This is a genomic window from Limnospira sp. (assembly GCF_051859755.1).
Classification (GTDB): Bacteria; Cyanobacteriota; Cyanobacteriia; order Cyanobacteriales; family Microcoleaceae; genus Limnospira; species Limnospira fusiformis.
Genome location: NZ_JBIMLI010000168.1, coordinates 1 through 8,797, shown reverse-complemented (window position 1 = coordinate 8,797; position 8,797 = coordinate 1). Strand labels below are relative to the sequence as shown.

The following is an 8,797-nucleotide window of genomic DNA, read 5'->3' as shown; positions in this document are numbered from 1 at the left end:
ACCCTAAAAGCGATCGCGAAGCGTCTGGGTAGGAGAGTACGATTTCTCGCCGACGACCCCCTAGAAGCGCCGTTAAAAGGCTTTCCCCCCAATCAACGGAATCTGATATCTGCGATCGAAACTTGGTTAGGGGAGATTTAAGCAGCCACCAAGAAACCCGGTTTCTGAACCCTCACCCCAAGTTCTCAAATTCGCTAAAATATCAGCAAACCCTAGCCTTCAGCTAAAACATGGAATCAATTGTTAAATTTATTGTTTCTACTCCCCTAGGGTTCACCGTCCGCACCACCGAAAGCTACTGGCAAACACTGCTTATCAAGCATCCCGATATTACCCATTATGAAACTGAAATTCAGCAAACCCTTAATCAACCCGATGCCATTTACCAAAGTCAGCGCGATATTGATGTCTTGCTATTTTATCGCACCCTCAAAGCCAAAAGGTGGCTGGTTGCCGTTGCGCGGCGTTTAAATGGAGAGGGTTACTTGATTACAGCTTACCAAACTGATGCAATCAAAACAGGAGAAAAATTATGGCCCAAATAAAAGTCTTTTACGAACCCGAAACCGAACTCTTAACCATTTTTTGGCAATCTCCCCGCCCTAACCAAATTGCTACGGAACTTGGGAACGATATTATCCTTTTCAAAGATGGAGATACCAATGAACCTATTGGCATCGAAGTGTTATCCTATCGCCCTGGAGACGATCGCATTAGTGGCATCTCCCTGGAACTCGGCCAACAAAACCTAGTTAAAACCTAAAAAAATCCACTGAACTCAAATCTAAGCGAAAATCACCATCCTCTCCGACAACCCAGAAGCGCCCTTAAAAGGCTTTCCCCCCAATCAAGCGAATCTGATATCTGCGATCGAAACCTGGTTAGAGGAAATTAAGGAGTATTCGTAATTTCCACAATCATTTCTCCTTGCTGCAATTGCTCTAACGCATTCGGCAAAGTTGCTATTAACAATTGTCGCAAATTGCGGTTCGTGACATTGCCACAAGTTAGCCACAAAATTTGAGGAGGTGTTCCTAAACGACATACCAAGTCGATGAAATCACTGTCTTTCGTAATAATTACCACATTTTCAGCCCGTGCTGCCGCAAGAATCTCGATATCTTGAGCATCCCGCAAGCCTAAATCCCGCAATGCACTCGCTTCTAAACCAAAGGTTTCTGTCAGCCAATTTGCCAACGTAGGCGGAAGTTGAGCATCGACCCAAATTTTCATGCGGTGAGTCTGGGAAAATCAGTACGTCTTGCTGCAAACAGCAGACAGGCTTGAATATCTGCTAGTTCTAAATCGGGAAAATCTTCTAAAACTTCAGAAATGCTCACATTTTCCGCTAACATTTCTAAAATATCGGTGACTCTAATTCGCATCCCGCGAATACAGGGACGACCCCCACATTGACCGGGATTTTGCGTAATTCGGCTCATTAATTCAGGAGTTGAAGTCATATTTTTAAGGCTGAATGTGTGATTACACCTCATAAATTATAGCCGATCGCGCTCCTTAATTCTTTCTCCGAATCAGCGCTCACCTGCGAATCCCTGCAACACCTGTCCCTGTATTGCCTCAACGCCGACCCCCTCGCTAACCAAACCCGCGAAGGGGAAATCGCCCTCACCCGATCGCCAACTGATTTGGGAAATCACTTATCCCGAGGAAGACCCCGCCGAAATGCGATCGCCACCTCAAAAGCCTAAAACGCGCCCCACCTCCTCCCCCACCGTGCCATCCTCTTCGGCGGCGAATTTCCACCCGGACGAAACCCACGCCAGAAGCGATCGCCTTTTGCCAAAAACTGACGGGGGTAATTGCGATCGCGAAGCGTCTCCGTAGGAGAATCGCATTTCTCACCTCAGAACCCCTAGAAGCGCCGTTAAAAGGCTTTCCCCCCAATCAACGGAATCTGATATCTGCGATCGAAACCTGGTTAGAGGAGATTTAAGCAGCCAAGAAACCCGGTTTCTGACCCTTAGCACCAAAATTAGCTAAAATGTCAACAACCCCTAGCCCCCAACTCAAAAATGACTCAAACTCTTGATATCACCGGACTCACCCCAGAACAAATCGAGCAAATTCACAAGATGATAGAAACTTTTAAAACTATTAATCAACAGCAGAAACAAGGCGATCGCCCACTAATAACTGACTCCACCAGCCCCCTCACCCAGGCTCAAAAAATAGTCAAAAAATATGCGAAAAATCGCAACCTAACAGAGGAACTGATTCAAGAACGCCGTCACGAGTCTATCCATGAGTAATGTCATCATGGATGCCTCTGCTATATTAGCATTTCTCAATCAAGAAAGCGGGAGTGAACAAATAACAGACTTGATTGAAAATGCAACGATTAGCACCATTAATTTATCGGAAGTTATTGCTAAATTGGCCGAAATTGGCATCTCAGAAACCGAGATTTTGCAAATTTTGTCCGACTTGAACTTAAAAATTGTTCCCTTTGATGAACCGCAAGCTCAAATTGCGGGTATGCTACGACCCATGACTAAACCTCTAGGCTTATCCCTAGGCGATCGCGCTTGTCTAGCCCTGGGTCTTGTTCTCAATCAACCCGTGATTACCGCAGACCGCCAATGGAGTCAGTTAAATCTTAACCTCGAAATTCGAGTGATTCGGTAAAAAGGGTTTCCCCCCAATCAACCTCATCTGATATCCGCCATTGAAACCGGGTTAGAGGAGGTTTGATGATTCAAGAAACCCGGTTTTTGACCCTTAGCGCCAAAATTAGCTAAAATGTCAACAACCCCTAGCCCCCAACTCAAAAATGACTCAAACTCTTGATATCACCGGACTCACCCCAGAACAAATCGAGCAAATTCACAAGATGATAGAAACTTTTAAAACTATTAATCAACAGCAGAAACAATCAACCCGAGAAAATCTCTCAGAATCAGACTTGAATTCCTGGTTTTTTGCCAGCGAAATTCTCCAGCCCTTTAATCGGACGATGCTTTATGGCAGGGGAAGCTAAACGAATTTATCTGGATACGAACATCCTCGCTTATGTTGCTAATACCAAAGCCCCTCAACATCAAGCCGCTTTAGAAATATTTAGACCCACCGAAAGGGAAATTTTGTGTGTCTCATCGCAGGTTTGAGCGGAATTTTACTCCTATATTACTAATCCCGCTATTTTAGCCACGCCTTTACAGCCAACGGAAGCAATTATCCGCATTAACCGGATTTGTCAGATGCCCCATATCTGTCTACTTTCAACTCCGGTGGATTTGTTTGAACGTTGGATCGGTTTATTGGCAGAAAGACCTGTAAGCAATGGAGGTGTTTTTGATTTACTGCACATTGGGATTATGTTAGCCCATGATGTTACCACAATCTACACTTTTAACATCAAGGACTTTTCTTGGTGTTCTCAAATTGAGGCGATCGCTCCGAGTCACCGTTAATCAACCCACCCCAGAAGTGATCGCTTCGGCGTTGACCTAGGAGAGTACGATTTCTCACCGACGAACCCCTAGAAGCGCCATTAAAAGGCTTTCCGCCGAATCAAGGGAATCTGATATAGGCGATCGCTTCGGCGTTGACCTAGGAGAATCGAAACCTGGTTAGGGGAGATTTGAGGATTGGCATTTTTTAGGTTAGAATAGGGTTAGAGGAGAGTTGATAATTAATTATTGTCAGGTCGAAAGCGTAAACTATTAAGGCTGGTTGCCGTTGCAATTGTCTCAAAATCCCTGTCATTATGAATTAAGATCAACTGATGTGCGATCGCCAGTTGAGCAATACAACAATCAATACTACTTCTAACCGTTAATCCCTGTCGTTGTAAATCGTAATAAATTCGGGCAGCCGCCACCCAAGTATTAGGAGTTGGTTCGATATAGTCTTGGTCTTGCAGATAGGTTTCTAATAACCTCCACTCCCGTTCATCTCGGCAACCTTGCAACAGTTCCATTTGAGTAAATCGGCTCAAAAAAATGGGTTGCTCCTTAATAATTTCTGATAAAGATTGACCAACCGTACCCGTCTTGTCTCGCAAAACAGCAATCCAAACTGATGTATCAATCAAAAACATTCCGGTTTAACCGTAAGGCTTTATAGTCGTAATCTGTTGAGAATTGAATCTGTCCGCTCAAATCGAGTAAATTTCGTTTTTTGCGGTTTTTGACTAACTCGGATAAAGCCAAGTTAATTAATTCTTGTTCTGTCTGAATATTGGTTAAGCGCAATGCTTCTTTCACCAATTCTTCATTGAGTTCGATGGACTTTTTCATCGCTAGTGGTTGATTTTATGTTCAGATTTATTGTCGTGCCGATTTACTTATATTAACATTTTTCTGACTCAATGTCCCCCTGATTTGGGAAATCACTTGTCCCGAGGAAGACCCCGCCGGAAATGCGATCGCCACCTCAAAACCCTAAAACGCGCCCCACCTCCTCCCCCACAGTGCCATCCTCTTTGGCGGCGAATTTTCACCCCGACAAAACCGACCCCAAAAGCGATCGCGAAGCGTCTGGGCAGGAGAATCGCTTCGGCGTTGACCTAGGAGAGTACGATTTCTCACCTCAGAACCCCTAAAAGCGCCGTTAAAAGGCTTTCCGCCGAATCAAGGGAATCTGATTGATATAGGCGATCGCTTAGGCGTTGACCTGGGAGAATCGAAACTTGGTTAGGGGAGATTTGAATATCTGAAACTGTTACAATCTGACGCAAACGTATTATTCCCCAGCCGCCAAGAAGTGCCTCAGAAACGGGGGTGGTGACCATTTCATCCAGAGGCGTAAAGGATTCTTCTGGGCTTTAGGTGTCGTCGTGGGCGTAACGACGATAGAGGAAGTCTAGGGCTTCGTTGCGTAGCTCGTAGTATTCTGGCTGTTCCATGAGTCGGGTGCGATCGCGCGGCCGAGGGAAGGGTAAGTCGAGGATTTCACCAATGCGGGCGGCCGGGCCGTTCGTCATCATGACCAGGCGATCGCCCAGGAAGAGGGCTTCGTCGATATCATGGGTAATCATGAGTACGGTGACTTTGTGATCGGCCCAGATTTGTAGCAGTTCTTCTTGCAGTTCTTCCCGGGTGATGGGATCGAGAGCGCCGAAAGGTTCATCGAGAATGAGAACTTTGGGGCGAAGGGCTAAGGCTCTGGCGATGGATACCCGTTGTTTCATTCCCCCGGAGAGTTCTTTGGGCTTCTTGTCGGCGGCCTCAGTTAAGCCCACCAGTTCCAGATGTTCTCGCACGATCGCCACTTTGTCCCGTTGTTTGAGCTTGGGAAAGACGGAGTTGACAGCCAGGAAGATATTCTCGTAGGCGGTTAGCCAGGGCAGGAGGGCATAGTTTTGGAAGACCACCATGCGATCAGGCCCGGGTTCTTTAATTCGTCGTCCTTCTAAGCGAACTTCTCCTTCGCTGGGTTGACGGAAGCCGGAAACCATATCCAGGAGGGTCGATTTACCACAGCCGGAGTGCCCAATCAGACATAAGAATTCTCCTTCCCGGACGGTGAGTTGGATGTTGTCGAGAACTCGATAGGGCCCCTCTGGGGTGGCATAGGTTTTGCTAAGGCCATCAATGACCAGATAAGAGTCATTGGTGGTGTAGGTGTGGGAGGTGGAGTTGGTTACAGTTTGCATTGGGTAAGAAGGAAATAGACAGTAGGTAGCAGGGGTGAAAGAGGAATGGGGGATCGGTTGTCCTCTAGGGATGGCTTAGGGGTGGGTTCTTTGGGGTTAGGCGGCCGATAGTTCTCGGGGGGCTGGGTTGAGATCGATTTCTGTGATGGTTAGGTTGGTTTTGATTTGTAGTTGTTCTAGGTAATGGATGGGATCGTCTGGGTTGAAAATAGCCCCGTCGAAGAGGATGATGGGATAGCGATCGCGGCCAATGTCCATCATGTTTAAGCCTTGGGCGGCTTGGGAGAACATATCGAGACGGCGGACGCGATCAATGACTTCAATCCAGTTGCGGGGGAAGGGGGTAATGCCCCAACGGGCCATTTGGGTGAGAATCCACAGGGCTTCGGTGCGATCGGGACAGTTGGTTTTGTCGCAGAAGAACTGGTTGTAGCGGGGGATAGGTTGGGGGTCGCCGATGCCTTTGTTGTAGGCATCAATGAAGCCGGGACGGGTGTAGATGGGGTCGGACCCGACATATTCGGGACGACAGATGAGGTCTAAAACCTCTTCCCGATGACGCATATCGTCGCAGTAGTCGCAGGCTTCTAAGAGGGCTTGGATGAGGGCTAGATGGGTTTTGGGGTGAGTTTGCGCCCAGTCTTCCCGGACTCCGAGGACTTTTTCGCAATGGCCAGACCAGATTTCCGGGTCGGTGACCATGACGAAACCGATGCCTTCATGGACGGCGCGGGAGTTCCAGGGTTCGCCGACACAGTAGCCGTCGATGTTGCCGGCTTTGAGGTTGGCGACCATTTGTGCGGGGGGAATGATGACGATATCCAGGTCGCGATCGGGGTCGATGTCAGCGGAGGCGAGCCAGTAACGTAGGATGAGGTTGTGCATGGAGGTGGGATGCACGGCTCCCAGGGTGAGTCGTCGGTCGGGGTGGGCGGCGATAAAGCCTTTGAGATCGGCGAGAGTTCGCACCCCTTCCTCGTAGAAGTGACGATGGAAGGTGATGGCGTTGCCGTTGCGAGAGAGGGTCATGGCGGTAATGACGGGCAGGGGGGTATGGTTATCCCGGCCTATGGTCATTCCGAGGGGCATTCCGGCAACCATTTGGGCTGCGTCGAGGCGTTGCTCTCGAATGCCCGATTCGATCGCGTTCCAACTGAGTTCGCGACTGAGGGTGACTTGGGTCAAGCCATGTTTGGCGAAGAATCCCCGTTCTTTAGCCACCACGAGGGGGGCGCAGTCGGTGAGGGGGATGAAGCCTAGGTTGAGGTTGACTTTTTCTAAGCCGTTTTCGTGAACTTCGATGGGTTGGGGTTGGCTTTGGCGTTTCTTAGCCCGTCGCTGTTGGTTGAGGAAATAGACGATCTCGTTGCGGAGTCCGTAGTAGTTGGGATCTTTGACCACCGAGACATGGGTGCGCGGCCTGGGGATGGGGACATCGAGAATTTGCCCGATGTATGAGGCGGGGCCGTTGGTGAGGAGGACGATGCGATCGCTCAGGAGGAGGGCTTCGTCCACGTCATGGGTGACCATGATACAGGTGACTTGGCTTTCCTCGCAGATACGCATCAGTTGTTCTTGCAGTCCCCCTCGGGTCAGGGCATCTAGGGCTCCAAAAGGTTCGTCCAGGAGGAGGAGTTTGGGGCGGATAGCCAGCGACCGGGCAATGGCAACCCGCTGTTTCATGCCCCCGGAGAGGTGGGCGGGGCGTTTATGGGCCGCATGACGTAAGCCCACTAGGTCAATGTGATGTTCAATGATACCGCGTTGTTCTCCTCGGGGGCGATCGCCCATAACGGATTCGACCGCCAAGGCGATGTTTTCTCGCACCGTTAGCCAGGGCAGCAGAGAATAGTTTTGGAATACCACCATGCGATCGGGTCCCGGCTCTGTCACCTGGCGACCTTCTAGGATGATGCCCCCTCGGGTAGGTTTATCGAGTCCGGCAATTAGGTTTAAGAGGGTTGATTTACCACAGCCCGAATGACCCACCAAGGAGATAAATTCACCTTTACGAATCTTGAGTTCAATGTTACTCAAGGCAACATAAGTGCCTCCATTAGGGAGATTAAAGACTCGTTCAATATGGTCAACTTCAGCAAAAATAGACATGGGCTTTAAGCAGGAGTAGGGGACAACGAAATCAGAACAGAAGACAGCTAATTAATTATTGAGCTTAGTCTTCAGACACCACCAAACTGGCCAAGAAGGTAATAAACTTATCCAGCAGTAGGCCGACGACCCCGACATAAATCACCGCTAGGATAATGTCACTCATGCGAGAACTGTTCCAGGCATCCCAGATAAAGAAACCAATACCCACACCACCAATCAACATTTCGGCGGCGATAATTGCCAGCCAAGACAGACCAATCCCAATCTTGAGTCCCGTAAAAATATAGGGAACCGTTGCCGGGAAGAGGATTTTAAAGAAATAGGTCTTGCGGTCAAGTCGTAGCACCCGTGACACATTATTATAATCCTGAGGAATTTGCCGCACTCCCTCAGTTGTATTGATAATAATCGGCCAAATTGCTGTAATAAAAATCACAAAAATAGCCGAAGGGTTTGCTCGCTCAAAGCCTGCCAAGGAAATCGGTAGCCAAGCCAAGGGGGGAATCGTTCTCAAGATTTGAAAAATCGGGTCTAAGGCACGGTACATTAGAGTGTTCGTACCAATCAGAACTCCTAACGAGACTCCCACCACCACAGCGAGGGAGAACCCCAAGGCCACCCGTTGCAAACTCGTCAAAATTTGCCAGAATAGCCCCTTATCAATGCCGCCGTGGTCAAAAAACGGGTCGATAATCAATTCCCAAGTTTCTGACACTGTGCGGATAGGACCGGGCAACGTCGAATCGGAAACAGCGGTGAACACCTCCCAAACAACCAGGAAAATCAGAATAGCAACCGCAGATGGAATCAGCTTTTTCCCCTTGTTAAGAACGGCTTTAAGCCACCGTTGTGGGGAAAATTGAAATTTATGGCGTCGGCGATAAGTAGGAGAAGTCATAGGTTCATGAGGAGAGAAGGGGACAGGGAACTGATACATTGACGCGACATTTATCCGGCTATTGCCTGACAATGCGACGATAGCACTATTACCGGTTAAGGTAACAGAGGCGGTATCCCGCAAAGCTTTTAGAAAGATTCCCAAAGCACCGTTCCAGTCCCTGGGTA

19 protein-coding genes are annotated in these 8,797 nt (G+C 48.6%); 10 read left to right on the top strand and 9 right to left on the bottom strand.

Annotated elements, in window-relative coordinates:
• The first annotated feature begins 12 nt into the window (after window positions 1–12).
• The 4 genes from ACTIE0_RS21070 (at window position 13) to ACTIE0_RS21055 (ending at window position 908) form a co-directional block, all read left to right on the top strand.
• Window positions 13–141 (top strand): NACHT C-terminal alpha/beta 1 domain-containing protein, encoded by a 129-nt coding sequence (locus tag ACTIE0_RS21070; RefSeq protein ID WP_439516973.1) that lies wholly within the window; start codon window positions 13–15, stop codon window positions 139–141.
• Window positions 142–230: 89 nt separating this feature from the next.
• Entirely contained in the window at window positions 231–545 is a 315-nt protein-coding gene (locus tag ACTIE0_RS21065; RefSeq protein WP_006624725.1) for a hypothetical protein, read from the top strand.
• Window positions 533–763, top strand: a complete 231-nt coding sequence (locus ACTIE0_RS21060; protein ID WP_006669972.1) for a hypothetical protein — start codon at window positions 533–535, stop codon at window positions 761–763. The genes ACTIE0_RS21065 and ACTIE0_RS21060 overlap by 13 nt, the downstream gene beginning before the upstream one ends.
• Before the next feature lie 31 nt (window positions 764–794).
• A complete protein-coding gene (locus ACTIE0_RS21055) occupies window positions 795–908 on the top strand; it encodes an NACHT C-terminal alpha/beta 1 domain-containing protein (protein ID WP_396442562.1) in 114 nt (37 codons plus the stop codon).
• Here ACTIE0_RS21055 and ACTIE0_RS21050 read toward each other — a convergent pair.
• The 3 genes from ACTIE0_RS21050 to ACTIE0_RS21040 form a co-directional block, all read right to left on the bottom strand.
• A complete protein-coding gene (locus ACTIE0_RS21050) occupies window positions 892–1,233 on the bottom strand; it encodes a DUF5615 family PIN-like protein (RefSeq protein WP_006669971.1) in 342 nt (113 codons plus the stop codon). The two genes, ACTIE0_RS21055 and ACTIE0_RS21050, sit on opposite strands and share 17 nt — an antisense overlap.
• The gene (locus ACTIE0_RS21045; RefSeq protein ID WP_006624722.1) at window positions 1,230–1,463 is read right to left on the bottom strand and encodes a DUF433 domain-containing protein; all 234 of its coding nucleotides are present in this window, start codon (window positions 1,461–1,463) and stop codon (window positions 1,230–1,232) included. The genes ACTIE0_RS21050 and ACTIE0_RS21045 overlap by 4 nt, the downstream gene beginning before the upstream one ends.
• A gap of 166 nt (window positions 1,464–1,629) precedes the next feature.
• The gene (locus ACTIE0_RS21040) at window positions 1,630–1,866 is read right to left on the bottom strand and encodes a hypothetical protein (RefSeq protein WP_157234382.1); all 237 of its coding nucleotides are present in this window, start codon (window positions 1,864–1,866) and stop codon (window positions 1,630–1,632) included.
• Between ACTIE0_RS21040 and ACTIE0_RS21035 the strand changes: the two genes are divergently transcribed.
• From ACTIE0_RS21035 to ACTIE0_RS21015, 5 genes are all read left to right on the top strand, one after another.
• Entirely contained in the window at window positions 1,793–1,957 is a 165-nt protein-coding gene (locus tag ACTIE0_RS21035; protein WP_396442561.1) for an NACHT C-terminal alpha/beta 1 domain-containing protein, read from the top strand. The genes ACTIE0_RS21040 and ACTIE0_RS21035 overlap by 74 nt on opposite strands.
• Before the next feature lie 79 nt (window positions 1,958–2,036).
• Entirely contained in the window at window positions 2,037–2,273 is a 237-nt protein-coding gene (locus tag ACTIE0_RS21030; RefSeq protein WP_006624720.1) for a hypothetical protein, read from the top strand.
• Complete coding sequence (locus ACTIE0_RS21025; protein ID WP_006624719.1) at window positions 2,266–2,649, top strand: type II toxin-antitoxin system VapC family toxin; 384 nt, start codon at window positions 2,266–2,268, stop codon at window positions 2,647–2,649. The genes ACTIE0_RS21030 and ACTIE0_RS21025 overlap by 8 nt, the downstream gene beginning before the upstream one ends.
• Window positions 2,650–2,794: 145 nt before the next feature.
• A complete protein-coding gene (locus tag ACTIE0_RS21020; RefSeq protein WP_006624717.1) occupies window positions 2,795–3,001 on the top strand; it encodes a hypothetical protein in 207 nt (68 codons plus the stop codon).
• Between the two features lie 220 nt (window positions 3,002–3,221).
• Entirely contained in the window at window positions 3,222–3,434 is a 213-nt protein-coding gene (locus ACTIE0_RS21015; protein ID WP_006624715.1) for a hypothetical protein, read from the top strand.
• A gap of 221 nt (window positions 3,435–3,655) precedes the next feature.
• Here the strand turns inward: ACTIE0_RS21015 and vapC are convergent, their stop codons facing one another.
• Both vapC and ACTIE0_RS21005 read right to left on the bottom strand, forming a co-directional pair.
• Window positions 3,656–4,063: a type II toxin-antitoxin system VapC family toxin gene (gene vapC, locus ACTIE0_RS21010; RefSeq protein WP_006624714.1), complete on the bottom strand. Its 408-nt coding sequence runs from the start codon at window positions 4,061–4,063 to the stop codon at window positions 3,656–3,658.
• Window positions 4,050–4,262, bottom strand: a complete 213-nt coding sequence (locus ACTIE0_RS21005) for a type II toxin-antitoxin system VapB family antitoxin (protein ID WP_006624713.1) — start codon at window positions 4,260–4,262, stop codon at window positions 4,050–4,052. The genes vapC and ACTIE0_RS21005 overlap by 14 nt, the downstream gene beginning before the upstream one ends.
• Before the next feature lie 122 nt (window positions 4,263–4,384).
• On the opposite strand from ACTIE0_RS21005, the gene ACTIE0_RS21000 reads away from it, so the two are divergent.
• The gene (locus ACTIE0_RS21000; protein ID WP_155839148.1) at window positions 4,385–4,567 is read left to right on the top strand and encodes a hypothetical protein; all 183 of its coding nucleotides are present in this window, start codon (window positions 4,385–4,387) and stop codon (window positions 4,565–4,567) included.
• Here the strand turns inward: ACTIE0_RS21000 and ACTIE0_RS20995 are convergent.
• The 4 genes from ACTIE0_RS20995 to ntrB form a co-directional block, all read right to left on the bottom strand.
• The gene (locus ACTIE0_RS20995; RefSeq protein WP_006624710.1) at window positions 4,550–4,756 is read right to left on the bottom strand and encodes a hypothetical protein; all 207 of its coding nucleotides are present in this window, start codon (window positions 4,754–4,756) and stop codon (window positions 4,550–4,552) included. The two genes, ACTIE0_RS21000 and ACTIE0_RS20995, sit on opposite strands and share 18 nt — an antisense overlap.
• A 33-nt stretch (window positions 4,757–4,789) precedes the next feature.
• Window positions 4,790–5,620: a nitrate ABC transporter ATP-binding protein gene (locus ACTIE0_RS20990; RefSeq protein WP_006624709.1), complete on the bottom strand. Its 831-nt coding sequence runs from the start codon at window positions 5,618–5,620 to the stop codon at window positions 4,790–4,792.
• Between the two features lie 96 nt (window positions 5,621–5,716).
• Complete coding sequence (locus tag ACTIE0_RS20985) at window positions 5,717–7,729, bottom strand: ABC transporter ATP-binding/substrate-binding protein (protein ID WP_006669969.1); 2,013 nt, start codon at window positions 7,727–7,729, stop codon at window positions 5,717–5,719.
• A 64-nt stretch (window positions 7,730–7,793) separates the two neighbouring features.
• Window positions 7,794–8,797 (bottom strand): nitrate ABC transporter permease (ntrB, locus tag ACTIE0_RS20980; protein WP_439516972.1); only part of this gene is annotated, 1,004 nt, incomplete at its 5' end.